The organism is Mesorhizobium sp. P2_F8, from assembly GCF_056403655.1.
In genome coordinates this window covers 251,388-273,873 of sequence record NZ_JBFUFB010000009.1, presented here as the reverse complement: position 1 = coordinate 273,873, position 22,486 = coordinate 251,388, and the positions used below count along the sequence as shown (strand labels likewise).

The window sequence follows — 22,486 nt, the reverse complement described above, 5'->3', positions numbered from 1 at the left end:
ATCAGAGACAGATGGCCAGCCTCGAACAGTATCATTCCAAGCGTGATTTCAAGAAGACGTCCGAACCGGCCGGCAAGGTCGGGCGCGGCGAGAACGCCAAGGCGGGCGGCATCTTCGTCATCCACAAGCATGCTGCGACACGGTTGCACTACGACCTTCGCCTGGAGCAGGACGGCGTGCTGTGGAGCTGGGCGGTGACGCGCGGCCCAAGCCTCGACCCGCATGAGAAACGGCTGGCCGTGCATGTCGAGGACCATCCGATCGACTATGCGCCGTTCGAAGGCACCATTCCCAAGGGCGAATATGGCGGCGGGTCGGTGCTCGTCTGGGACAAGGGCACCTGGGTTCCCGAAATCGACCCGGCCAAGGCGATGAAGAAGGGCCATATCACCTTCGAGCTCAAAGGCCACAAGCTGCATGGTCTGTGGCACCTGGTGCGGCTGAAGCCGCGCGCGGGCGAAAAGCGCGAGAACTGGCTGCTGATCAAATCGGACGATGCCGCGGCGCGCCCTGGCGAGGACATTCTGAAGGAGGCGCCGGAATCGGTGAAGTCGGGCCTGACGATCGAGGAGATCGGCGAAGGCAAGGCCGCCAGGGGCGAGAAGCCTGATGTCTGGCATTCCAACAAGCCGGCCGCCGGCAAGGCAAAGACCGGCAGGCGCCTGGACTTCGTCGAACCGCAGCTTGCGACGCTGGAGCGGGACGCACCGCCGGGCAAGGACTGGCTGCACGAGGTCAAGTTCGACGGCTATCGCATGCAGGCGCAGATTGCCGGCACGGAGGTGCAGCTGCTGACTCGTACCGGGCTCGACTGGACGGAAAAATTCGGCGGCGCGATTGCCGCGGAACTCGCCGGACTGAAATGCAGCGACGCCATCATCGATGGCGAGATCGTCGTGTTGGCCGACAGCGGCGTGTCGTCGTTCGCGCTGCTGCAGGCCGACCTCTCCGCGAAACGGACAGATCGCTTCATCTACTATGTGTTCGACCTGATGCGGCTTGATGGCAAGGATTTGCGCGGCGAGCCGCTGGTCGAGCGCAAGCAGGCCTTGCAGGACCTGTTGGGCAAGCCGCCGGAGAACGCGGCCGTCCGTTTCAGCGACCATTTCGCCGAGCCCGGCAAAATCATGCTGGAACATGCCTGCCGCATGGGGCTGGAAGGCGTCGTCTCCAAGCGCGCCGATGCACCCTATCGCAGCGGGCGCGGTCCTTCCTGGGTGAAGTCGAAATGCACGGCGCGGCAGGAGTTCGTCATCGGCGGCTATTTGCCGTCGGACAAGACCGGGCGCGGGCTGCGCTCGCTGCTGGTCGGCTATCACGAGGGTGGCCGACTGCACTATGCCGGCCGTGTCGGCACCGGCTTCTCGGCCAAGACCGCCAGCGAACTCAAGACAAGACTCGATGCGCTGAAGGCGGAGCGTTCGCCCTTCGACAAGGCCGTGCCGAAAGGCAAGGGCTTGGTCTGGGTGAAGCCCGAACTGGTCGGCGAAGTGGAGTTCCGCAGCTGGACATCCGACCGTATAATACGCCATGCATCGTTCCAGGGATTGCGCGAGGACAAGCCGGCGGAGGAAGTCGTGCAGGAAAAGCCCCAGTCTGCGGCAGGGAAGTCTTCGACCGGGGAGGCTTCGACAGGCAAGAGCCCGCCCAAGGCGAAGCCGGTATCAGGCAGCGCTGGCAAACCTGCCGGAGCGATGACGACCAGCGTGAAGCTTTCCCACCCCGACAAGCTGCTGTGGCCCGAGGAAAAGATTTCCAAGCAGGGCCTGCTCGACCACTACGCGTTGGTGTGGCCGCGCATGGAACAGTTCATCGTCAACCGACCGCTCAGCCTGGTCAGGGCGCCGGACGGCGTCGGCGGCCCGCGCTTCTTCCAAAAGCATGCCTCGGCCGGCATGAGCGACAAGATCGCCCGGATGAAAGACCCGACCGACGGCGAGGAGATCCTGTTCATCCGCGATTTCGACGGCGTCGCAGCGCTCGTCCAGTATGGCGTGGTCGAGATCCACATCTGGGGCTGCACCGTCGATGCGCTGGAACAGCCGGACCAGATCATCTTCGACCTTGACCCCGATGAGGGCGTCGACGTGAAAGCCGTGCGCGAGGCCGCACTCGATATCAGAGGTAAGCTTGAAGAGCTGTCGCTGCCGAATTTCGTCAAGACCTCAGGCGGCAAGGGCTACCACGTCGTGATGCCGCTAAAACCATCTGCGGACTGGGACGCAGTGAAAACCTTTGCGCATGATTTTGCCAAGGCGCTGGAACAGGCCTCGCCCGACCGCTACACGGCGACGCTTTCGAAAAAGGCGCGCACGGGAAAGATCTTCGTCGACTATCTGCGCAATGGCCGGGGCTCGACGACGGTCGCGCCCTATTCGTCACGCGCCAAGAAGGGCGCCACCGTGTCGATGCCTGTGACGTGGGCCGAGATCGAGGCGGGATTGGCGCCGAACGCTTTCCCGATCGGCGACAAGACGACGCTGAGGCAGCTGGCGGAAGCCGATCCTTGGGCGGATTTCTTCGGGCAGGGGAAGGTGCTGGGGCGGGGCTAGTTTCTTCCGCACATGCTCGGGCTGTCCCGCCAACATCTCAGCCCAAAAACACCCTCTCGAAAGCCTGCTTGCCCGGCGGTGAGAAAATGACCGCGCGGCTGTCCTTCTCGCGGCGCGCCCATTTTTCGGCGAGGATCTTGTCGAGGATGGCAGCGCCAAGCGTGCCGGCGAGGTGCGAACGGCGCACGCTCCAGTCGAGACAGGCGCGGCAGACCGGCCGGCGCGGCTTGGCATCGACATCGATACCGATGGCGGCGAAATGTGGTGCCGCCGACGGCCCGAGCCTGATCTCCTTGTCGTCGCGCAGCAGGACTTCCTTCTCGACGAGACGATCGAGCATCGCCACCGCCTGCTCGCCGGCGAGGTGATCGTAACAGACGCGCGCCACGCGCATGGCGCCGTCACGCGGGCCCGGCCGGACGCGCTTTGGCCCAACGGCTTCTGCGACACCGGTGATGGCCTCGATCATGCCCGCCACCTGCGGTCCGGCGAGGCCGTAATAACGATGCCTTCCCTGGCTCGCCAGCGTCAGCAGCCCGCCCTCCATCAGCTTGGACAGATGCGAGCTTGCCGTCGGCAACGACACGCCGGCCTCGAGCGCCAATTCGCTCGCCGTCAAGGCCGTGCCGCCCATCAGCGCGTTGAGCATGTTTGCCCGCGCCGGATCGCCGACCAGGCTGGCGATGCGGGCGATGTCAGGTCCTTCACGCATAGTTCGTTCCTCATCGAAGCATTCTTGTCAGGTAAGCATTATTCTCCGGCCAGATCAAGGAGACGACGATGACAACCGCTTCCACTTCCGCACCGCTCCCCAGCCGCCGATCGTTCTCGTTCGTCACCTGGTTCCGTTTGCGGCTGCTGGCCCGGTGGCATGACCGCCATGTGCAGCGCCTCGACCTCGCCGAGATCGACGATCATTTGCTGCGCGACCTCGGCCTGACGCCGGAAGACGTGCGCCGTGAATGCGCGAAATCCTTCTGGCAGGCATGACCCGCAAGGGAATTGCCTAGCACATCGACCCTGGGGATGCTTCGACCCCGCTCGAAATGTCGCCGCAAGAAGACATCAACCCGCCAAGGAGACCACCATGACCATCACCTGCTTCATCCGTTACGAAATCGACCCGTTCGGCAAGGCGGCCTTCGAGGAGTATGCCCGCAACTGGGGCCAGGTCATTCCGCGCTGCGGCGCCGACCTGATCGGCTATTTCGCGCCGCATGAGGGCTCGGCCACGACAGCCTACGCCGCCTACAACATCGACAGCCTGGCGGCCTACGAGGCCTACCGCGCCCGGCTTGCCGCCGACCCTGCCGGCAAGGCAAACTACGAGTTCGCCCGCCGCGAAAAGTTCATCCAGAGGGAGGATCGCATGTTCCTGAAACTGGCTTCCGGCCCACACGCGAAACTGGTGCTGCCGTGATCGCCGTCATCTTCGAGGTCGAACCGGCGGCGGGCAGGCGCGATGCCTATCTCCGCATCGCTGCCGACCTGCGCCCTCTGCTCAACGGCATCGACGGGTTTGTCTCGATCGAGCGCTTCCAGAGTCTCTCCGACCCGAACCGCATCCTGTCCTTATCGTTCTGGCGCGACGAGGAGGCGGTCAAGGCCTGGCGCAACACCGAGGAGCACCGGCAGGCACAGAGGGCCGGCCGTGGCGGTATCTTTGCCGGCTACCGTCTGCGCATCGCCCATGTCGTGCGTGACTACGGGCTGACGGAAAGGGCAGAGGCGCCGGCGGATAGCCGCGCAGTGAATGGATGAGGGTTAGCGGGTAGGTGTCGGCGTTGCCCCTCATCCGCCTGCCGGCACCTTCTCCCCGTATAGTGACGGGGAGAAGGGAAGCGCTCCAACGCTGGCGACCCCCTCTCCCCGTTCTTCACGGGGAGAGGGTAAGGGTGAGGGGCGGCGCCGACCCTGTCGTCAAATTAAGCATTCCCGATCAGCACGCCGGCCGCGAATACCAGCGCGCCGCCTAGCACCACCTGGAAGGCGGCACGCAGGAAGGGCGTCTGCATGTAGCGGTTCTGGACGAAGGCGATCGCCCACAATTCGAAGAACACCACCACCGCGGCGACCGCCGTCGCCGTCCAGAACTGGGGGATGAGATAGGGCAGCGCGTGGCCGAGCCCGCCGAGCGTCGTCATGATGCCGACAGTGAGGCCGCGCTTGATCGGCGAGCCGCGGCCCGACAGCTTGCCATCGTCGGACGCGACCTCGGTGAAGCCCATCGAAATGCCGGCGCCGATCGAGGCGGCGAGGCCGACAAGGAGCGTCTGCCAGGTATCATGCGTGGCGAAAGCCGCGGCGAAGATCGGCGCCAGCGTCGACACCGACCCGTCCATCAGCCCGGCCAGCCCCGGCTGCACATAGGTGAGGATGAACTGGCGCTGCTCGGCAACGGCCTCTTCGTCCTTGACTTCGCCCGGCACGTGCTTTTGTTCCAGACGCTGCGCCAGCGTTTCGTGGCCCTGCTCGGCCACCGCCAAATCGTCGAGCAGTTTCCGGGTGGAAGCATCGGTGGTGCGCTTGGCCGCCTCGACGTAGAACAGATAGGCGCGCCGCTCCATCGCCTCGGCCTGGCTGCGCACATGCTCGATGCCGAGCGGTCTCACCAGCCAGTCAGGCTTGCGCTCGAAGTAGCCTTTCACATGTTCACGCCGGATCAGCGGAATGCGATCGCCGAAACGCTGGCGGAAAAGCTCGATCAGTGAGTCGCGATGGCCATCCTCTTCCTCGGCCATCTCCTCGAACACCTTTGCCGATTGCGGGAAGCTTTCCGCCAGTCCGTCGGCGTAGGCCCGGTAGATGCGCCCGTCATCTTCTTCGGACGAAATGGCCAGTGCCAGGATCTCCTGTTCGGAGAGCGATTCGAAGGGACGGCGGCCGAAACCGAAAACACGGGAAAGCATGAGGAATTCACCCTAGTTTAGAATGATTCTAAACTAGGGTTTGATGTGTCCCAGGTCAATGCGCGCCTGGGTCGCGGTCAACAATTGTTGAAGCCCGCGTGCGCCGCACCCCTTCATTATCAGCGAATGTTCACCTATATTTGGCTAAGCCAAGGAAAAGGATTCCGCAGATGACGGCAAACCAGCCCCCGCAAAACTATGACCCCAAGCCCGTTCTCGATCTCATCGCCAGCATCGAGGCCGATCTGCAACGCCTGAAAGGCCTGGTCGAGCAGCAGGTCGAGAAATTCGACCCCGCCAACCCGCACAACAAGGCCCCGGACGGCAAGTTGACCGAAGAGGGCGTCGAGTGCTGCTACCGCATGTTCGACGAAGGCAAGTCGCGCTATTCGGTCGCCCAGCAGATGAAAATCTCCTTCGCCGCCGCCACCCACCGCTTCAACAGCTGGCGCAAGCTGGGTGGCACCAGGCGGCAGCGGGCGTTGTTGGGATAAGCAACATGGCTTCGTCATCCACGAGCGAAGCAAGGAGCGACGTAGCGCAGACCTGAGGATCCATGCCGTGACGGCGAGGAAGAACCCAACGGCGCAGAATAGAGCTTGTTCTGTAGCCTCTCCGCCCTGCACCAAGATCTTGCACCGCCGTCGCGCGGAGATATCACGGCATGGATCCCAGGGTCTCCGCGACGTCGCTTCGCTCCTGCTCCGCCCAGGGATGACGAAGTTGGATGGCTTCGGCCAAACTCGAAGGTTGTCGCGGAAGAGAGGTCGGGCCGTTTCGGGGTTGATTTTGTAACCGTCACATTTTTTCGTTGGTGTCGCGCGGCCGTTTCCGTGCACCATGGTCGGACCATCTTTTCGCAGGATCCGCCATGACCACCCCTCCCGGCATAGAAGACATCCACCGCGCCGCAGCCCGGCTTGCCGGCCTGATCGTAGAAACGCCGTTGATCGAATCGCAGGAGCTGAACCGGCGCTTCGGCGCCCGCATCCTGTTCAAGCCGGAGACGCTGCAGCGCACCGGCTCGTTCAAGTTCCGCGGCGCCTACAACAAGCTCTCTTCACTCAGTGAAGAGGAGCGCAGCCGTGGCGTGGTCGCCTTCTCGTCGGGCAACCACGCGCAGGGCGTCGCGGCATCGGCGGCGATGTTCGGCGTCAAGGCGGTCATCGCCATGCCGGCCGACGCGCCGGCGATGAAGGTCGGCAATGTCCGCAAGATGGGGGCGGAGGTGGTGCCGTTCGACCGCTTTCGCGACGACCGCATGACCGTGGTGGGCCCTTACGTCGAGAAAGGCATGGTGCTGGTGCCGCCCTTCGACGACCCGGCCATCATCGCCGGCCAGGGCACGATCGGCCTCGAATTGATGCGCCAGGCGAAAGCGCTTGGCGTCAGCCTCGACGCCGTGGTCATCCCTTGCGGCGGCGGTGGCCTGTCGAGCGGCATTTCCGTCGCCGTCAAGGACGCCTCTCCCAGCACTTCGGTCTGGGCGGTGGAGCCCGAGCATTTCGACGACACCCGCCGTTCGCTGGCCGCCGGCACCAGGGTTTCGAACGAGCCGGGCCACAATTCGATCTGCGATGCGATCCTGACCGCCGAGCCCGGCGTGATCACCTTCGAGATCAACCGCAGAAACCTAGCCGGGGCCATCGCCGTCTCCGACAAGGCGACGGCACAGGCGATGCGCGACGCCATGGCCTGTCTCAAGCTGGTGGTGGAACCCGGCGGCTGCGTCGCGCTGGCGGCACTCTCATCGGGCGAGATCGAGCTCTCCGGCAAATGCGTCGCCGTGGTGCTGTCCGGCGGCAACGTCGATTTCGGGACTTATGCCGAGATCATGGCGGCGGCGTAGGCGAAGAACGCGGTCGCGCAGGGTGACAGCCGCAGCGATCCTTCCCACCCCCCTCTGCCCTGCCGGGCATCTCCCCACAAGGGGGGAGATTGGGCGTTATCTCTGCTTTCGCCAATCGCCGCCATCGCAGGAGCAAGCGCAGCGCTGAAACTGCCAATGTCCCCCCTTGCGGGGGAGATGGCCGGCAGGCCAGAGGGGGGTGCTGTCCCGCCGACCTCAAAAGTCTCCGGGCAGTAGCGGCCTGACCCTAATCCAGCGTCCGCCTGAACCGGACCAGCGCGACGCCGGCAAACAACGCCACGAACACCACCAGCCAGCCGATCTCCGTCGCCACCGCCGGCAGTTCTGCACCCTTCAGCATCACCGCACGGATGATGCGCAGGAAGTGCGTCAGCGGCAGGATCTCGCCGAACGCCTGCGCCCAGGTCGGCATGCCGCGATAGGGGAACATGAAGCCGGACAGCATGATCGACGGCAGGAAGAAGAAGAAGGTGAGCTGCAGCGCCTGCATCTGCGTGCGCGCGATGGTCGAGATCGTGTAGCCGAGCAGCACTAGCGCCAGCACGAAGATCAGCACGGCAGTCAGGAGCAGCGACATCGACCCGGTGAAGGGGATGCCGAACAACAGCTTGGCCGCCGCCAGCACCACCACCACCTGCACGCCGCCGACCGCCAGATAGGGCAGCACCTTGCCCATCATGATCTCGAGCGGGCTGGACGGCATCGCCAGCAGGTTCTCCATGGTGCCGCGCTCGGTCTCGCGGGTCAGCGCGATCGAGGTCATCATCACCATCGTCATCTGCAGGATGACGCCGAGCAGGCCGGGCACGATGTTGTATTGCGAAATGCCTTCCGGGTTGTAGCGCCGGTGCACCACCACTTCGAGCTGGCCAAGGGCTGCCTCGGCGGCCGCCTCCTGCATGCCGCGCGCCCTGAGCAGGGCCTGGCTGGCCACGGTGCCGAGCGTCGAGATGGCGCCGCTGGCGACGGCCGGATCGGTGGCGTCGGCCTCGATCAGGATCTGCGGGCTGTCGCCGCGCTCGACCCGCCGGGCAAAATCGGCGGGGATGGTGACGACGAAGGCGACATCGCCGCGCGACATCAGGAATTCCGCGTCGGCCGCACTTTGCGAGACATGGTCGAAACGATAGTAGCCGGTGGTCTGAAGCGCCGAGACCATGGCGCGGGTGTAGGGGTCGCTGCTGGTCGCAACCAGCGCGGCCGGCAGGCTCTTCGGGTCGTTGTTTATGGCATAGCCGAACAACACGAGCTGCATCAGTGGCACGCCGAGCATCATGGCGAAGGTGATGCGGTCGCGCCGCATCTGGATGAACTCCTTGATCAGCAGCGCGCCAAGGCGGGCGAAGGAAAAGACACTGTTCATGCCATGTTGTCCCTCGAGCCGGACATGAACTGGATAAAGACGTCCTCGAGGCTGGTTTCGCCCGGCGCCACCTTCACGCCCTTATGCTCCTTCTCTACATCTGCGAGCGCGGCTTCCAGCTTCTTCCTGTCGGAACCGACGACATGCAGCGTGGCACCGAACGGCGCCACCTGGTCGACGCCGGGCCGGCCCTGAAGCGCTTCCGCCACCTGGTCGAGCCGCGGGCCCTGCAGGACGAAAGTGGTCAGCCCGGCATTTTTCACCACCTCGGCGACGGTGCCGGTGGCCAGCATCTTCCCGTAGGAAATGTAGCTGATGCGGTGGCAGCGCTCGGCCTCGTCCATATAGTGGGTGGAGACCAGCACAGTGAGCCCGCCGCTGGCGAGGCGATGGATCTCGTCCCAGAACTCGCGTCGCGCCTTTGGATCGACGCCGGCCGTCGGCTCGTCGAGCAACAGCAGCTTCGGCTTGTGCATGATGCAGGCGGCCAGCGCCAGCCGCTGCTTCCAGCCGCCCGACAAGGTGCCGGCCAACTGGTTGCGGCGCGTCGTCAGGCCGAGTTCCTCCAGCGTACGCGCCACATGCTCCTCGACCGGCTTCAACCGGTAAAGCCGCGCGACGAATTCGAGATTCTCGCCGATCGTCAGATCCTCGTAGAACGAGAATTTCTGCGTCATGTAGCCGACTTCGCGCTTGATGCGCAGGCTGTCGGTGCGGATGTTGAAGCCGAGCACCGTGCCTTCGCCCTCGTCGGGCGTCAGCAGGCCGCACATGATGCGGATGGTGGTGGTCTTGCCCGAACCGTTTGGACCGAGAAAGCCGACGATCTCGCCTTCGGCGACCGTCATCGTCACATGGTCGACGACGGTCTTGTCGCCAAACCGCTTGACCAGGCCATGGACGTCGATGGCGTTCATTTTCCGCCATCCGCCAGATCGACATCGACGATCTGGCCCGGCTGCAGCGGGCCGGCATCGCCTTCCGGCCGAGCCTCGACCAGATAGACCAGCTTCTGCCGGTTCTCCAAGGAATAGATCACCGGCGGCGTGAATTCGGGATCCGGCGAGACGTAGCTGACCCGCGCCTTCACGTCCGGGCCGCAGCCGTCGCAATGGACGCCGAGCAAGGTGCCGACCTTGACCGAGGAGAAGGCGGCTTCCGGGATGTAGACGCTGAGTTTTACGGCGCCGTCGGGCAGGATCGAAATGACCGGTGAGGTCGGGCCGGCGGTGTCGCCCGGATTGCGGATGACATCGTTGACGCGGCCCGGCGATGGCGACGCCAGCACCCGCTTCGACAGCCGCCACCGCGCCTGCTCCAGGGTCGCCTGCGCCTGCTTGACTTGGTTGTCGGCGGCCTTGATCGTCTCGGGGCGCGCCGGCAGGCCGCCGACAGCGAGATTGGCATTGGCCTGGCCGACCTGCGCATTGGCTGTCTCCAATGTCGCCGAAGCGGTGTCGAAATCGGCCTGCGTGCCGGCGCCGCGCTTGAACAGATCGGCGGCGCGGTCGTATTTGCGCTTGGCGTCGGCGGCCTGCGCGCTGGCCATGTCGACCTCGGCCCTGAGCACCGCGATCTCTTCCGGGCGCTTGCCGATCTGCAGGTCGGCCAATTGCGCCTGGGCCTGGGCCAGGCCGGCCTCGGCCTGCGCGACCGCGATCTTGGCATCGGCGCTTTCCAGCGTCACCACGGTCGTGCCGGGTGTGACACGGTCGCCGCGCTTGACGGTGACGGTCTCGACCTGCGCCACCTCGATCGGCGCCAGCAGCACATAATCGCCCTCGACATAGCCGACGGCCAGCGGCGCTGCCGGCGCGCAGGCGCTGAAAAGCTGCGCGGCGAGTGGCAGCGAACACAGAAAGCTCATGGTCTTTGCCCCTTCATCCCTGGCCCTTGCGGGCAGCCAATATGGCCTTGAGATTGCCCGATGTGACCGCCACCACCTTGGCTGCCTCGGCAGCGCCAATGTCGTTCCAGCCCATGCGGCGCATCACCGCCTCGCGGCCGATGCGGAAATAGATAACCTGGCCAATCAGCGTGAACACGGTGAGCCTCGTGGCCTCGCTTTCGGCCGGCTCTCCCGTCGCCTGCTCCCAGAGCTGGCACAGCCGGCGGTGCGTCGGCTCGAACACGCCGTCATAGATGCGGTCGAGCGCTGCCGTCGGATGCGAAAGCTCGCGCAGCACGAACTGCACGATCTCGCCGGCCTGCGGGCTGGCAACGACAAAGCCGACCATCCGCTCCAGCGCCGCGAAGAGCAGCGCTTGCGCCGCCTCCGGATTGGCCGGTCCTGCCGCTGTCGCCGGCACATTTCCGAGCGCCGGGCCGGCAACCGTCTGGATGGTCTCGACGATAAAGTCGGCGGCGGCGGCGCGAAGGCCCTCCTTGCCGCCGAAATGATAGGCGATCGAGCCGATATTGGCCTCCGCCTCGGCCGCGATCTGGCGCGTCGAGGTGCCGTCGAATCCCTGCCGTCCGAACAGTTTCAGCGCCGCCTGGACGAGGGCCGCGCGCGTCATCTCGGCGGGTGACGTCTCGCGACGGGGACTTCCGGTGTCGGGTAACTTGATCATGAGGCGCACTTTAATCAATCGATTGATTAAAGTCAATGGATGACTCAAACTTGCGTACGCAACCATCTTGCCACGGCCGGCTGTTAACGCTTTAGTGCGCGGCCATGGGCAAGGAAGTCGAACGCAAATTCCTGGTCTCCGGCACAGCATGGCGGGATCTGGTCGAGGCGGATATCCGCATTCGCCAGTTCTATCTTGCCGCGACCCCCGGTCGAACCCTGCGCATCCGCATCAGCGACGACGCTTCCGCCAAGTTGACACTCAAATTCGGCAGCAGGGCGCGCGTGCGCGACGAATTCGAATATACGATCCCGCTGGCGGACGCCAAGGAGATGCTGGCCTTCGCACTTGGGCGTGTCATCGAGAAGACACGCCACCATGTTAGGCATCGCGGCCATCTCTATGAGGTGGATGTCTTTGGCGGTCCGCTTGCGGGACTTGTGGTCGCCGAACTTGAGACGCCGGAGGACGTGCCTGACGAAATGCTGCCTGACTGGCTCGGCCGCGAGGTCACTGGTGAGTCTGAATTTTACAACGCGTCGCTCGCCCTCGGGGGGATTCCGGAGATCGCCGCATGAGTTTTCGCATCGATCCGCGCCTGCCGCTGACCGGCGAGGTCAGGCGTATCCTTGCCGAGGAAATCGGCAAGGCAATGGCCCATCTTGACGCCGCGCGCAGCCGGCCGGAACAGGGGCTGCACAAATGCCGCAAGCGGCTGAAGAGCGCGCGCGCGTTGCTGAGGCTTGTTCGTTCCGGTGACGGAACATTCTGCGAGACCGAGAACCAATGCTACCGCAACGTGGCGGGTCTGCTTGCCGGGCCGCGCGAGGCGACGGCGCTGATCGAGACCGTCGACCGGCTGGCGGCAAGCTTTCCCAAGGAGAGCGCCGACGACGGGCTGGGCGCGGTGCGCGACAGGCTGATTGCCCGGCAGCATGAATTGCACGAAGGCGCCGGGCTCGACGCGGCAATCGCTGCCGCGACCGCCGCTTGCGAGGAAGGACTGCACCGGATCGAAACCCTCGCTCTGCCCGATCAGCCGGAACAGGCCGCCGACGTGCTTGCCGAAGGTGCCCGCGCCACCTTGCGCCGGGCCAGGAAAGCGCTCGACAGGGCCGGATCGCGCGGCGCGGCCAATGATTTCCACGATCTGCGCAAGGCGGCCAAGACGCACGGCATGCATCTGTCGCTGCTCGGCAGGCTGTGGCCGACGCCGATCAAGGCCAGGCGCAAGGCGGTCGACGCACTGGGTGAGCGGCTGGGCGACCTGCATGATCTGTTCGTCATGTGCGACCTGCTCGAGGCCGATGACCGTCCGCTCGGACCGCCCGAAGACACCAGGCTCCTGGGCAAGCTTCTGAAGCGGTCGGAAAAGCAGCTGAAGAAGGCCTGCCTGGCCGAGGCGGCCGAGCTGTTCGGCGACAGTCCCAAACGCTCGACACGCAAACTGGCCCGCAAGGCGCGCGGCGATCTGGCCGAGGCAGCCCAGGACGAGCTGATCGCAACCGCCGGCTGACGGGAGCTATCCTCTCCCTTCTCCCCCTGTGTGGAGGGGGTAGCCAACGTCGGCGCAACCACCCTCCCGCTGGCACCCAGCGCCTGCCCGTGCTAATCGGCATTTGGCATGACCGAGCTCAGAGACACGCTTCTGGATCGACTTGGCCGCCGGCTCGCCGGCGCGCTGCAGGAGGAGTCTTCCGGCTACGAACCTTATACCCCGTCCGATGCCGAGACGCTGCGCCGTGCGCTGGAGCCCGGCGACATCCTGTTGATCGAGGGCAACCAGAAGATCTCGGCGGTGATCAAGTACCTGACCCAGTCGACCTGGTCGCACGCGGCCCTTTATGTCGGCGATGCGTTGCCCGAGCCGCAAGACGGAACGGAGCGGCCGCGGCTGATCGAAGTCTCGATGGGCGAAGGTTGCGTCGCCGTGCCGCTGTCGCGCTATCGCACCTACAACACCCGCATCTGCCGGGCGAGCGGCCTGGCGCCGGAGGACCGCGACAGGGTCGTCGCCTTCATGATCGGTAAGCTCGGCCTGAAATACGATCTCAAGAACATCCTCGACATGCTGCGTTATTTCCTGCCGGCGCCGCCGGTGCCGGTGCGCTGGCGCCGCCGCATGCTGGCATTCGGCTCCGGCGACCCGACACGGGCCATCTGTTCCTCGCTGATCGCCGAGGCCTACGGCCAGATCCGCTATCCGATCCTGCCCGAAATCACCCGCGCGCCCGGCCGCGCGTCGGCGCAGTCCAACTATTCACGCAGGGAAATCCTGCATATCCGCCACCACTCGCTGTACACGCCGCGCGATTTCGACCTGTCGCCCTATTTCCGCATCGTCAAGCCGACGCTGGAATATGGTTTCGACTACCGGGCGGTGACGTGGGACGACAGGGCAAGCTCAGACGCCGCAGCCGCAAAGGCTGGGGCAATCGCCTCAGACACGTGATAGACATGCCCCCTATGGCGCGGCCTACCGCCATCCAGCCGGGGTGCAGGCGTTTCACATGGCGGCCTACATCACGCCGAAACCGCACCCTGGTTTTCGGTTCTGGGTTCGATCCAGACATGGACCGGTTCGTCCCGGCCCCGGATGCTCACCGGTCCATGATCGCGCGCATTCAACTGTGTCGTGGGCGATTCCGCCTTCGCGGCGTCAATCAGTCGTGACCCAAAGCAAATATTCGCCTGGAGCTCACGGCATAGTGATTGCAAACGGCTGGCGACGTTGACGGTGTCGCCAACCACCGCGAAGGACAGATTGCGCTCGCTGCCGACCGCGCCGATGACAACTGCGCCATATTGTGCACCGATCCGAACGTCCAGCGGCGGGTATCCCCTGGACACCCGCTGTACATTCCAGTCTTCGAGAGCGGCGACCATCGCTTCAGCGCACTGGATGGCCCGAGTCGCGTCGTCATGGCTGGCTTGCGGAACCCCGAATGTCGCCATGATGCAATCGCCGATATAGTTATCGACGGTGCCATGGTGGTCGAAAACGACCTGTTCCATGCGACGGTGGAACTGACGCAGAAGTTCGAACACTGCTTCGGCCGGATGATCCTCGGAATAGTGTGTGAAGCCGACGATGTCGGCGAACAGCACCGCGATATCCTGCCGGCGGACCGGGCCGAAGGGCTCGTCGTCGGTGGCGAGCTGGTCGACGACATTGGGCGAAAAATGCCGGGCGAGATTGGCGCGGGCGCGCTCTGCCTTCACATAGTCTTCCGACAGATGTCGGGAACGAAAGACGACCAGCGCCATGATCGCGCCGATAATCAGCACAACCAACACGTTGGTCGCCTGCGCAAATGTATCGACGAAATTGGGGTTGAGATAAAGGTTCAGTCGCTCTGTCATCGGCAGCGAATAGAGGTTCGTCGCCGGAATGACGGTTCCCGGATGATAAATCACCCATTCCACCCCGATCGCCCATGTCAAGGCCGCGAGCGCGCCAAGATAGAGCGCCAATCGTGTCGAAAGGGTCAGCGCGCCAAGGCATACGAAAATCAGCAGGAATTTGAAGCTGCCCTCGCGCAGTTGCATCGCGGCCGGCGCGACCTCCAGGGAAAACGGGTTGGGCGTTACCAGCAGAACGGTCAACAGAATGATGTCCAGCGTACCGACGAGGTAACCGATCCACCATCGCGCCGTCGTGCGACGGCGCGCAAAGAGAAACTGGATCAGGCCGATGAGCTGGAACAGCACGAGGCCTGTCAGCACGAAGAGCAGCGAAGCATCCCAGCGGCTGATCAATGAAAAGGAGCAGGCGATCACAGCGAGCGATGCCGTACGCGCCCAGAACTGCAATGCAGCACCCTGGCGTTCTGCGCGCGCCCGCAAATTTTTCAGGCGCGAATAGCGGCGAAGTTCAAGTGTTGGCGCTGGCGCGGTCGGCATAGGATCACTTCGATTTCACGGGGGACGTGCCACCCATTCGGCAAACCCGCCCTCTACAGTCTGACAAATCAGTGCGCGAACTCTATCATGAATGTGATTTCATTCTGAAACGCGGCTGCAGAGAGCAAAAATATCCGGAAAAAAGATCATGGTGAAAACCGAAGCGGGACAGGCGGAAGCTCCCTGTTCAGGTCACCAAAAAACCGCAGCGCCCGGCGTTATTCTCTGCATGGATGCGTTCGGCCGGCGCTGGGCGGCATGGCGGAACGCTTGGCTGCAGAGGGCTATACCGTGTTGGTGCCGGATCTGTTCTATCCCAACGCGCCCTATCCTGCTCGGGATGATTGGCCGTGTCAGGCCGGTAACGGGCGGCGTCCCTTTGCAGGGGCGGCGGGCCGATCGAACGCTCCGGCATCGCGCGGATGCGGCCCAATCGGCATGATCGCCGGAAACGGCGTTGCGCCAAACGCGAACGTCCATTTGTAGCCGACCAGCTCCTCCTCCGGCGTGGTGTGCTGGTCGTGATGTGCAAGCAATTTGGCGCGATTGGCCAGATCCTCCGCCTCGCGCCGTACCATCTCCGCCGTTTCCGGCCGCATCCGCCTGCTGAAACTGACGAAGGTCGCTTCCCGTTCGATATGGGTGATGGCCCAGCCGATGAAATTCTTGTTGGTCATCTCGAACAGCGGCCTCAGCGGCCCCTCGAAATTCCACTGGATCGGCGTCTCGACCAGCAATCGTGCCGTGAGACCCCGGCCGAGCGCGATCAGGCCAAGCTCCTCGAGATCGCGCAGATAAAGGAACATCGAGGCCTCGCTCAGGCCTTGCGAGCGCATGATGCCTTCGGGGGTGAATTTTTCCGACAGCATGACGAAGATGAACAGCAGCGCCGGCCGGCCGGCGAGCCTGCGCTCGATGTCCGGCGCGATGTGGTTGACCGGCCCTGGCCCGCGGTTCATCGAGCCGAGCACGTTTTCCAGTTCGACGCCGGCAGCCGTGCAGATCTCCATTAGCCGGTCGAGCTTGCAGTTGCGCCCATGGAAGATGCGCTTCACCGTCGGTTCGGAAACGCCCATGCGTTCGGCAAGCTGGCGATAGGTGACGCCTTTGGCCTTCAGCGTCCGCTTCAGCGCCTCGAAGATCAAACCGTTCATCGGATGCACCTCTTGCCGGCAGTTTCGTATCGATTTACGATACTAGCGGTAATCCGTCTTTTCTGAAAGTATCGAAAACCGTAGCTCTTCCCCCGTCATCACAGGAGAGCTCTCATGAACCGCTTCATCCCCCTTTTCGCAGTCATCGGCATCGTGGCGGCGCCTGCCGCCCAGGCTGGCGAGCTCTGGCGCGCGACGGGCCTTGAACAGCCGGAATCGGCGCTGTTCGACGCCGCCAACAACCGCATCATCGTCTCCAACATCGTCGGCAATCCCGGCGATGCCGACGGCAACGGCTATCTCTCGGTGCTGTCCAGCGACGGCAAGACGATCACCCAGCGCTGGGCCGACGGCATGGATGCACCCAAGGGCATGGCGATATCGGGCGGCAAGCTCTATGTCGCCGACATTACGAAGGTTCGCGTCGTCGATCTCGCCAGCGGCAAACTGGTTTCCAGCATCACGGTGCCGAATGCAGTCTTCCTCAACGACATGACAGCAGACCGATCCGGCAAGGTCTATGTGACCGACATGCTGGCCGACGCCATCTACCGCATCGACGGTGACCGGCCTGAGCTGTTCATCAGGGATGCGGCGCTGGCTTCGCCTAACGGCGTCTTCGCCGACGGCAACCGGCTGATCGTCGCCTCCTGGGGCAAGGGCATCAAGCCCGATTTCAGCACGGCGGAGCCTGGCGGGCTGCTGTCGGTCGATCTCGCCAGCAAGGCGGTTTCGCCCTTGCCCGGCGCGCAGAAATTCGCCGATCTCGACGGCGTCATCGCCATCGGCGACACCATCTACGCCACCGCCTATATGACCGGCACGCTCTACCGCTACGGTGCCGGCGCCGCGCCCGAAGTGGTGGCGCATTTCAAGCCCGGCAGCGCCGACATCGGCACCGACGGCAAGTCGACCATTTTCGTGCCGCTGATGAATGAGGGCGAAGTTGCCGCGCTGACACTCGACTGAGGTTGTCTTCCAGTATTGTTAGCCGGCTCGTCCCGACTTCCAGGCTGGCGTATGGTACGCTGGCCCGGCATAGGCGGCGAAGGAGGTTGATATGGAAGACGGGGAGATTCGCGTGGCTCTGGATCGCCATTGGGCCGCCTCCGATGCGAGCGATTTCGAGGCCGAGCACGAGATTTATCGGGAGGATGCGGTGCTCGACTATCCGCAATCGGGCGAGCGCATCCGCGGGCGGCAGAACATTCAATCGTCCCGCGCCGCGCAGCCGAACCGGAAGCGCTTCACGGTGCGTCGGATCGCCGGCGCGGGCGACCTCTGGGTCACTGAGTATGTCCTGGCCTATGACGGGCGGCCGTCCTACACCGTGAGCATCATGGAGTTCCTCGATGGCAAGGTGGCCCGCGAGACGCAGTATTTCGGCGATCCGTTCGAGCCAGGGCCTTCGCGCGCGCAATGGGTCGAGCGGATCCCCTGAAACGAGGCCGCCATAAGGATGGTCATCCGCCGCCCACTCGCACGCCCGGAGCTGCCGAACGATACGGCCGCTCTCGCCCGCTATCTCATTGGCAAGGTGGTGGTGCGAGAATTGCCGGAAGGCGTCGCCAGCGGCCGCATTGTCGAGACCGAGGCCTATGTCGTCGGCGATGCCGCCGGGCATGGCTATCGGGGAATGACCTCGCGCAACCGTTCGCTGTTTCTCGAGCCCGGCCACGCCTATGTCTATGTCGCCTACGGCATCTCATACATGCTGAACGTCTCAAGCGAGATGCAAGGGATCGGGACCGGCGTCCTGATCCGGGCGCTCGAGCCGCTCGAAGGCATCGCCATCATGCGGCTCAATCGCGGCATCGAGCGCTTGCGCGACCTGGCGCGAGGACCGGGAAGGCTTGCCACGGCGTTGCGGATCGATCGTTCGCTCGACGGGCTCGATCTTTGCCGGCAAGGCCCGCTGTGGCTCGGACATGGTGAGGACGACGAGCCCGGCGAAATGGGGCAGAGCACCAGGATCGGCATTTCGCGGGACGCGAGCCGCCTGCTGCGATTTTACGTCAGGGGGAGCCCGTTCGTCAGCGGGCCGAGATCGCTCAACGAATAAGGGGACTGCCCCCTGTCTCGACGGACACAAGGCCGGTCGGGATTGGACCGCCATATCGACGGGGCTGCCATCTGGTGCTGCCGTTCGCTCCGAGATATCCGGCTGCACATGAGTGAAGCCGTCAAGACATCCAGCCTGGCCGGTGCCGTTTCCCCGATGACCCCGGTGCTGGTATGCGCGTTCGCGATCTTCCTGCTGTCGGGGATGGACGCGGCGATGAAGACCCTGGTCATCGCCGTCGGCGTCTACAACACGGTGCTGTGGCGCAGCATTGTCGCGACTGTCGTCGCCGGTGCGGCCTGGTCTGCAGGGGCGCGCTCAAAGCCAACCCTTGCGGTGCTGCGGCTGCATGCGCTGCGTGCCGCGGTCGTCGGCATCGTCCTGATATGCTTCTTTTGGGGTCTGGCCAGGCTGCCGCTGGCGGAGGCGATCGGGCTCAGCTTCATCGCGCCCCTGTTCGCCCTCTTCCTCGCCGCATTGTTGCTGGGCGAGCGAATCCGGCGGCAGACGATATGGGCATCGCTGGCCGGCATCGCTGGCGTCGCGATCATAATGGCCGGCCAGTTCGGGCGGGAAAGCTATTCGCACGATGCCATGCTGGGCACGGCGGCGGTGCTCGTATCGACGGTGTTCTACGGCTACAATCTGATCCTGGCGCGGCAACAGGCGCAGTTGGCCAAGCCGATCGAGATCATGTTGTTTCAGAATCTATGCGTCGCCATTCTCCTCGGCCTCGCCGCGCCGTGGCTCGCGGTGGCACTGCCGACCAACCTTTGGCTTCCCCTGGCCGGGGTGACGGTGCTGTCGCTTGCCGGGCAATTCCTGATGAGCTGGTCCTACGCCCGCGCCGAGGCGCAATATCTGATCCCGACGGAATACTCGGCCTTCATCTGGGCCATCGCGCTTGGCTGGTTCTTCTTCGACGAGGCGGCGACCTGGACCACGCTGACAGGAGCATGCCTGATCGTCGCCGGCTGCCTGATCGCGGCGCGCGCAAACCCGAAGCTGGCCGAGCCGATCGAGGCGACAGTCTGACGGTGCCTGTCGTCAGCCGCGCCGTGCGGCCTCGATCGCGGCGACGTCGATCTTCTTCATGTCCATCATCGCATCAAAGGCGCGCTTTGCTTCATCGCCGCCGGCAGCCATCGCCTCGGTCAGCACGCGCGGCGTGATCTGCCAGGAGACACCCCATCTGTCCTTGCACCAGCCGCATGCGCTTTCCTGGCCGCCATTGCCGACGATGGCGTTCCAGTAGCGGTCGGTCTCTTGCTGATCGTCGGTGGCGATCTGGAACGAGAAGGCTTCGTTGTGCTTGAACACCGGTCCGCCATTGAGGCCGAGGCAGGGGATGCCGGCGACCGTGAATTCGACAGTCAGCACATCGCCCGCCTTGCCGGACGGGTAGTCGCTGGGCGCAAGATGGACGGCACTCACCGCGCTGTCGGGAAAAGTCTCGGCGTAGAAGCGGGCTGCAGCCTCGGCGTCTTTGTCGTACCATACGCAGATCGTGTTCTTGGCGATTGCCATTGCTTGTCCCTTTCCCTTTTTGAAGCCATTGCGGCCCGGTTTCCCACGCACCCCCGGCGGCGATTCAGAGTCAGCCTCGACGGTGCGAGCACAAAATGCGCTCATGCCATCGGATGTTCCGCCCACGAAACGATGTTCCTGTGGACCGGGTTTTCTGCATTCGAGTTGACCGTAGCCGGCGTTAGCCAAGAAGGTTGCGCAGCGTCCGCATGAACACCTTCGACCCGATCGGGATCAGGTCGTCCGGAAAATCATAGTCGGGATTGTGCAGCGCCGGGTGCCGTTCGCCCGCTCCAAGGAAGAACATCGCCGATGCCGCCTTGTGGCCGAACACGCCGAAATCTTCCGAGGCGCGCATCGGCAGGTTTTCTTCGCCGTGCGGGACGCCCTCCTCGTCGAGCGCTCGCCGCAGATGCTCCACCGCCTCCGGTGCGTTGACGCTGGCCACGAACACCTCATGATAGTCCCACCGGGGCGACAGACGATGCTCGGCGGCAATCCGCGTGACCAGGGCTTCCGTGGCGGCGCATAAATTGGCCATGCGGTCGTCGCGCCGGGTGCGTAGCGTCGCCCAAATCTCGGCCTGGCCGGGCGCAATGCCGAACACGGCTTCGCCCATCTCGGCATGGGTGACGGTGACCATGCTGAAGTCGTCGTCGGCAAAGGTTCCGATGCCCAGCGCAGGCAGGGCCGGCATCAATTGGCTGATTGCCATCATGGGCGAGATGCCGGTCTCGGGCATCGACGAATGCGCGGTCTTCCCCTCCAGCACGATGCGCATGCCGCGCGATGCACAGTTCACCACGCCGGTCTTGAGCCGGACCTCGCCGAGCGGCACGCCCGGCAGATTGTGCAATGAAAACGCGAAATCCGGCGCAATCGCGCCGAAGCGCGGATCGACGACGACGCCGGCAGCGCCGTTGCCGGTTTCCTCAGCCGGCTGGAACATCAGCACGACACGGCCGCGAGCCGGCCTCTCGCGCCCCAGCTGACGGCCAAGCGCCGCCAGGATCGCGGTGTGTCCGTCATGGCCGCACATATGCGACTTGCCAGGCACCAGCGATGCATGTGGCGCGCCGGACAGTTCGTGGATCGGCAGCGCATCGAGTTCCGAGCGGAACAACAGTGTCGGTCCCGCCTCGCCACTTTCGTAGACCGCCGCCACGCCGTGCCCGCCCAATCCGGTCAGCACCTCGTCCGGTCCCGTATCGGCGAGGAAGTCGACGACCTCTTTGGCCGTCCTCTCCTCTTCATTCGAGATTTCCGGGCGCTGGTGCAGCTGGCGCCGCCATGCCGTAAGCTCGACGATGTCTCGATTGGTCAGGGTCACGTTGTCGGCCTCCGCTTGCGTTCTGCATAACACACGCAACGAAACTTCCGCCAAGGGACAAAGGCGGTCAATCCGGAGCGGGTTGTGCCAGAGCGAGTTCCGGAATGGCGCGCGCCCCGACTACCGGAGTTCAGATGTCGGGATCATCGAGAATGCGAGAGAGCGTGCTGCGCCCAAGCGCACTCATGGCGGGGTTGGTGCGATGGTAATACCAGACGAGACCCATCGCCTGCTGGAATGCCCAAGCCGCACCATGCTGCCACCAAAGGTCCTCAACTTGAAGGCCGCACCGAAAGGTCGCCCTTCGCTCGCGGTCCAGAAGATGCCACGCGACGACCAAATCCAGCGACGGGTCGGCTGGTCCGAAACTGCCGCCATCAAGCACTCCGACAAGACGCTCGCCCTGCACGAGAAGGTTTGGTGGGATAAGGTCCTTGTGACTCATCACGACAGGCCCAGCGGATGGCAACTCGCGGAAGCGAGCCCACAAGTCGCGCAGGCGAGCCACGTCGAGAAGGCCCTCGCTGTTTTCAAAGCAAACATTCATCCAATCGTCATGATCGGAGAGATGTCCCCCACGTCCTTGACCGTCGAAGCGTCGGCCCCGTGTGTCCGCTTTGCGCAACGATGCCACGAGGTGTGCAAGGTCCAGGGCGAACGTCGTCGATCCACTGAGCCCGTGCGGCGTGGCAACCTCGCCTTCGATCCACGTTTGCAATGCCCATGGCATTGGATAGTGAGGACCTGGCTCGCCGAGACCAATCGGTTGAGGCGTCGGAAACAGGCAATGTTCTCCAAGCTCGACCATGGCAGCGGCCTCCGACCGAAGCATATCGGCGCATTCGGTCGGGTTCATCGCCCGCAGTGGGAACCGCGCAGTGCTCTTCGAGCCAATGCGGAAGATGGCGTTGACGGTTCCCGACGATCTGACTGGGGTGATGTCCTTATGACGATACTGGGGAAACTGATCGCGGATCATCTGGCGGGCGACATCGATGTCGAGATCCACCTGATCGTCATGCATCATCAGTTCTCGTCCTGCCGAGCTCGGCATGAAGGGCAAATCGTTTGGTGGTTTTAGCGAATGCAGGGACCAATGTCCGCTTCCATGTCTTCGCAGTAGATCCCAGTATGTCTGAAACGAAGCACTTTTCAGACAGGCAGCCCAGGGCCGGGAACTTGCGGCTTCCGGTCCAGTCGCCCGGCCCGAAACAGGAAGCCGACCCCCGCCGCCGCCCGGTCA

General features: G+C 64.1%; 24 protein-coding genes. 13 read left to right on the top strand and 11 right to left on the bottom strand.

The annotated features are described in order from the left end of the window. Positions 1-11: 11 nt before the first annotated feature. The gene (gene ligD, locus AC1DZP_RS23110) at positions 12-2,552 is read left to right on the top strand and encodes a DNA ligase D (protein ID WP_477305614.1); all 2,541 of its coding nucleotides are present in this window, start codon (positions 12-14) and stop codon (positions 2,550-2,552) included. Between the two features lie 37 nt (positions 2,553-2,589). Here ligD and AC1DZP_RS23105 read toward each other — a convergent pair whose 3' ends face one another. Then, positions 2,590-3,264 carry an ArsR/SmtB family transcription factor gene (locus tag AC1DZP_RS23105; protein ID WP_477305612.1) on the bottom strand — a complete coding sequence of 225 codons (675 nt, stop codon included), beginning with the start codon at positions 3,262-3,264 and terminating at the stop codon, positions 2,590-2,592. Positions 3,265-3,332: 68 nt separating this feature from the next. Here AC1DZP_RS23105 and AC1DZP_RS23100 point away from each other — a divergent pair, with 68 nt between their 5' ends. From AC1DZP_RS23100 to AC1DZP_RS23090, 3 genes are all read left to right on the top strand, one after another. Next, positions 3,333-3,542 (top strand): DUF1127 domain-containing protein, encoded by a 210-nt coding sequence (locus tag AC1DZP_RS23100; RefSeq protein ID WP_477305610.1) that lies wholly within the window; start codon positions 3,333-3,335, stop codon positions 3,540-3,542. Between the two features lie 97 nt (positions 3,543-3,639). After that, the gene (locus AC1DZP_RS23095; protein WP_095083814.1) at positions 3,640-3,972 is read left to right on the top strand and encodes an NIPSNAP family protein; all 333 of its coding nucleotides are present in this window, start codon (positions 3,640-3,642) and stop codon (positions 3,970-3,972) included. Next, positions 3,969-4,313, top strand: a complete 345-nt coding sequence (locus AC1DZP_RS23090; RefSeq protein ID WP_477305608.1) for an antibiotic biosynthesis monooxygenase family protein — start codon at positions 3,969-3,971, stop codon at positions 4,311-4,313. Before AC1DZP_RS23095 ends, AC1DZP_RS23090 begins: the two co-directional genes overlap by 4 nt. A 164-nt stretch (positions 4,314-4,477) precedes the next feature. On the opposite strand, the gene mbfA is transcribed toward AC1DZP_RS23090, so the two are convergent. After that, positions 4,478-5,461: an iron exporter MbfA gene (gene mbfA, locus AC1DZP_RS23085; RefSeq protein WP_095083821.1), complete on the bottom strand. Its 984-nt coding sequence runs from the start codon at positions 5,459-5,461 to the stop codon at positions 4,478-4,480. 170 nt (positions 5,462-5,631) lie between these two features. Between mbfA and AC1DZP_RS23080 the strand changes: the two genes are divergently transcribed. Then, positions 5,632-5,955 carry a hypothetical protein gene (locus AC1DZP_RS23080; protein ID WP_477305606.1) on the top strand — a complete coding sequence of 108 codons (324 nt, stop codon included), beginning with the start codon at positions 5,632-5,634 and terminating at the stop codon, positions 5,953-5,955. Positions 5,956-6,332: 377 nt separating this feature from the next. Further along, entirely contained in the window at positions 6,333-7,310 is a 978-nt protein-coding gene (locus tag AC1DZP_RS23075; protein WP_477305604.1) for a threonine/serine dehydratase, read from the top strand. 247 nt (positions 7,311-7,557) lie between these two features. On the opposite strand, the gene AC1DZP_RS23070 is transcribed toward AC1DZP_RS23075, so the two are convergent. From AC1DZP_RS23070 to AC1DZP_RS23055, 4 genes are read right to left on the bottom strand one after another with little or no spacing between them, the layout of a single operon-like run. Continuing rightward, positions 7,558-8,694, bottom strand: coding sequence for an ABC transporter permease (locus AC1DZP_RS23070; protein ID WP_477305602.1), 1,137 nt, complete (start codon positions 8,692-8,694; stop codon positions 7,558-7,560). Continuing rightward, the gene (locus AC1DZP_RS23065; protein WP_477305600.1) at positions 8,691-9,611 is read right to left on the bottom strand and encodes an ABC transporter ATP-binding protein; all 921 of its coding nucleotides are present in this window, start codon (positions 9,609-9,611) and stop codon (positions 8,691-8,693) included. Before AC1DZP_RS23065 ends, AC1DZP_RS23070 begins: the two co-directional genes overlap by 4 nt. Then, positions 9,608-10,561, bottom strand: a complete 954-nt coding sequence (locus AC1DZP_RS23060) for an HlyD family secretion protein (protein WP_457151753.1) — start codon at positions 10,559-10,561, stop codon at positions 9,608-9,610. The genes AC1DZP_RS23065 and AC1DZP_RS23060 overlap by 4 nt, the downstream gene beginning before the upstream one ends. Before the next feature lie 13 nt (positions 10,562-10,574). Next, entirely contained in the window at positions 10,575-11,267 is a 693-nt protein-coding gene (locus tag AC1DZP_RS23055; protein WP_477305598.1) for a CerR family C-terminal domain-containing protein, read from the bottom strand. Positions 11,268-11,371: 104 nt separating this feature from the next. Between AC1DZP_RS23055 and AC1DZP_RS23050 the strand changes: the two genes are divergently transcribed. The 3 genes from AC1DZP_RS23050 to AC1DZP_RS23040 all read left to right on the top strand — a co-directional run bounded on the left by AC1DZP_RS23050 (position 11,372) and on the right by AC1DZP_RS23040 (position 13,719). After that, positions 11,372-11,845, top strand: a complete 474-nt coding sequence (locus AC1DZP_RS23050) for a CYTH domain-containing protein (protein ID WP_477224845.1) — start codon at positions 11,372-11,374, stop codon at positions 11,843-11,845. Then, on the top strand, positions 11,842-12,783 hold the full coding sequence (locus tag AC1DZP_RS23045; protein ID WP_477305596.1) for a CHAD domain-containing protein: 942 nt from the start codon (positions 11,842-11,844) through the stop codon (positions 12,781-12,783). The genes AC1DZP_RS23050 and AC1DZP_RS23045 overlap by 4 nt, the downstream gene beginning before the upstream one ends. 108 nt (positions 12,784-12,891) lie before the next feature. Continuing rightward, positions 12,892-13,719, top strand: coding sequence for a C40 family peptidase (locus AC1DZP_RS23040; protein ID WP_477305594.1), 828 nt, complete (start codon positions 12,892-12,894; stop codon positions 13,717-13,719). Positions 13,720-13,790: 71 nt separating this feature from the next. Here AC1DZP_RS23040 and AC1DZP_RS23035 read toward each other — a convergent pair whose 3' ends face one another. Together AC1DZP_RS23035 and AC1DZP_RS23030 are read right to left on the bottom strand one after the other, a co-directional pair. Beyond that, positions 13,791-15,170, bottom strand: coding sequence for an adenylate/guanylate cyclase domain-containing protein (locus tag AC1DZP_RS23035; RefSeq protein ID WP_477305593.1), 1,380 nt, complete (start codon positions 15,168-15,170; stop codon positions 13,791-13,793). Positions 15,171-15,523: 353 nt separating this feature from the next. After that, positions 15,524-16,324 (bottom strand): helix-turn-helix domain-containing protein, encoded by an 801-nt coding sequence (locus tag AC1DZP_RS23030; RefSeq protein ID WP_477305591.1) that lies wholly within the window; start codon positions 16,322-16,324, stop codon positions 15,524-15,526. A 114-nt stretch (positions 16,325-16,438) separates the two neighbouring features. Here AC1DZP_RS23030 and AC1DZP_RS23025 point away from each other — a divergent pair, with 114 nt between their 5' ends. The 4 genes from AC1DZP_RS23025 to AC1DZP_RS23010 all read left to right on the top strand — a co-directional run bounded on the left by AC1DZP_RS23025 (position 16,439) and on the right by AC1DZP_RS23010 (position 19,421). Continuing rightward, entirely contained in the window at positions 16,439-17,293 is an 855-nt protein-coding gene (locus AC1DZP_RS23025; protein WP_477305589.1) for an SMP-30/gluconolactonase/LRE family protein, read from the top strand. A gap of 91 nt (positions 17,294-17,384) precedes the next feature. After that, positions 17,385-17,765 carry a nuclear transport factor 2 family protein gene (locus tag AC1DZP_RS23020; protein WP_477305587.1) on the top strand — a complete coding sequence of 127 codons (381 nt, stop codon included), beginning with the start codon at positions 17,385-17,387 and terminating at the stop codon, positions 17,763-17,765. Between the two features lie 18 nt (positions 17,766-17,783). Next, positions 17,784-18,386 (top strand): DNA-3-methyladenine glycosylase, encoded by a 603-nt coding sequence (locus AC1DZP_RS23015; protein WP_477305585.1) that lies wholly within the window; start codon positions 17,784-17,786, stop codon positions 18,384-18,386. Positions 18,387-18,494: 108 nt separating this feature from the next. Continuing rightward, positions 18,495-19,421 (top strand): DMT family transporter, encoded by a 927-nt coding sequence (locus tag AC1DZP_RS23010; RefSeq protein ID WP_477305583.1) that lies wholly within the window; start codon positions 18,495-18,497, stop codon positions 19,419-19,421. A 12-nt stretch (positions 19,422-19,433) separates the two neighbouring features. On the opposite strand, the gene AC1DZP_RS23005 is transcribed toward AC1DZP_RS23010, so the two are convergent. From AC1DZP_RS23005 to AC1DZP_RS22995, 3 genes are all read right to left on the bottom strand, one after another. After that, on the bottom strand, positions 19,434-19,907 hold the full coding sequence (locus AC1DZP_RS23005; RefSeq protein WP_477305706.1) for a VOC family protein: 474 nt from the start codon (positions 19,905-19,907) through the stop codon (positions 19,434-19,436). A gap of 187 nt (positions 19,908-20,094) precedes the next feature. Next, entirely contained in the window at positions 20,095-21,243 is a 1,149-nt protein-coding gene (locus AC1DZP_RS23000) for an amidohydrolase (RefSeq protein WP_477305581.1), read from the bottom strand. 130 nt (positions 21,244-21,373) lie between these two features. After that, a complete protein-coding gene (locus AC1DZP_RS22995; RefSeq protein ID WP_477305579.1) occupies positions 21,374-22,270 on the bottom strand; it encodes an aminoglycoside phosphotransferase family protein in 897 nt (298 codons plus the stop codon). Between the last annotated feature and the right edge of the window lie 216 nt (positions 22,271-22,486).

What these genes read in the sequence shown, in the direction of transcription:
- AC1DZP_RS23065 (WP_477305600.1), bottom strand. Translation starts at nt 9,611, where the DNA reads ATGAACGCCATCGACGTCCATGGCCTGGTCAAGCGGTTTGGCGACAAG.
- AC1DZP_RS23050 (WP_477224845.1), top strand. Translation starts at nt 11,372, where the DNA reads ATGGGCAAGGAAGTCGAACGCAAATTCCTGGTCTCCGGCACAGCATGG.
- ligD (WP_477305614.1), top strand. Translation starts at nt 12, where the DNA reads ATGGCCAGCCTCGAACAGTATCATTCCAAGCGTGATTTCAAGAAGACG.
- AC1DZP_RS23100 (WP_477305610.1), top strand. Translation starts at nt 3,333, where the DNA reads ATGACAACCGCTTCCACTTCCGCACCGCTCCCCAGCCGCCGATCGTTC.
- AC1DZP_RS23075 (WP_477305604.1), top strand. Translation starts at nt 6,333, where the DNA reads ATGACCACCCCTCCCGGCATAGAAGACATCCACCGCGCCGCAGCCCGG.
- AC1DZP_RS23025 (WP_477305589.1), top strand. Translation starts at nt 16,439, where the DNA reads ATGAACCGCTTCATCCCCCTTTTCGCAGTCATCGGCATCGTGGCGGCG.
- AC1DZP_RS23020 (WP_477305587.1), top strand. Translation starts at nt 17,385, where the DNA reads ATGGAAGACGGGGAGATTCGCGTGGCTCTGGATCGCCATTGGGCCGCC.
- AC1DZP_RS23080 (WP_477305606.1), top strand. Translation starts at nt 5,632, where the DNA reads ATGACGGCAAACCAGCCCCCGCAAAACTATGACCCCAAGCCCGTTCTC.
- AC1DZP_RS23030 (WP_477305591.1), bottom strand. Translation starts at nt 16,324, where the DNA reads ATGAACGGTTTGATCTTCGAGGCGCTGAAGCGGACGCTGAAGGCCAAA.
- AC1DZP_RS23105 (WP_477305612.1), bottom strand. Translation starts at nt 3,264, where the DNA reads ATGCGTGAAGGACCTGACATCGCCCGCATCGCCAGCCTGGTCGGCGAT.
- AC1DZP_RS23045 (WP_477305596.1), top strand. Translation starts at nt 11,842, where the DNA reads ATGAGTTTTCGCATCGATCCGCGCCTGCCGCTGACCGGCGAGGTCAGG.
- mbfA (WP_095083821.1), bottom strand. Translation starts at nt 5,461, where the DNA reads ATGCTTTCCCGTGTTTTCGGTTTCGGCCGCCGTCCCTTCGAATCGCTC.
- AC1DZP_RS23055 (WP_477305598.1), bottom strand. Translation starts at nt 11,267, where the DNA reads ATGATCAAGTTACCCGACACCGGAAGTCCCCGTCGCGAGACGTCACCC.
- AC1DZP_RS23040 (WP_477305594.1), top strand. Translation starts at nt 12,892, where the DNA reads ATGACCGAGCTCAGAGACACGCTTCTGGATCGACTTGGCCGCCGGCTC.
- AC1DZP_RS22995 (WP_477305579.1), bottom strand. Translation starts at nt 22,270, where the DNA reads ATGATGCATGACGATCAGGTGGATCTCGACATCGATGTCGCCCGCCAG.
- AC1DZP_RS23010 (WP_477305583.1), top strand. Translation starts at nt 18,495, where the DNA reads ATGAGTGAAGCCGTCAAGACATCCAGCCTGGCCGGTGCCGTTTCCCCG.
- AC1DZP_RS23070 (WP_477305602.1), bottom strand. Translation starts at nt 8,694, where the DNA reads ATGAACAGTGTCTTTTCCTTCGCCCGCCTTGGCGCGCTGCTGATCAAG.
- AC1DZP_RS23035 (WP_477305593.1), bottom strand. Translation starts at nt 15,170, where the DNA reads ATGCCGACCGCGCCAGCGCCAACACTTGAACTTCGCCGCTATTCGCGC.
- AC1DZP_RS23015 (WP_477305585.1), top strand. Translation starts at nt 17,784, where the DNA reads ATGGTCATCCGCCGCCCACTCGCACGCCCGGAGCTGCCGAACGATACG.
- AC1DZP_RS23095 (WP_095083814.1), top strand. Translation starts at nt 3,640, where the DNA reads ATGACCATCACCTGCTTCATCCGTTACGAAATCGACCCGTTCGGCAAG.
- AC1DZP_RS23060 (WP_457151753.1), bottom strand. Translation starts at nt 10,561, where the DNA reads ATGAGCTTTCTGTGTTCGCTGCCACTCGCCGCGCAGCTTTTCAGCGCC.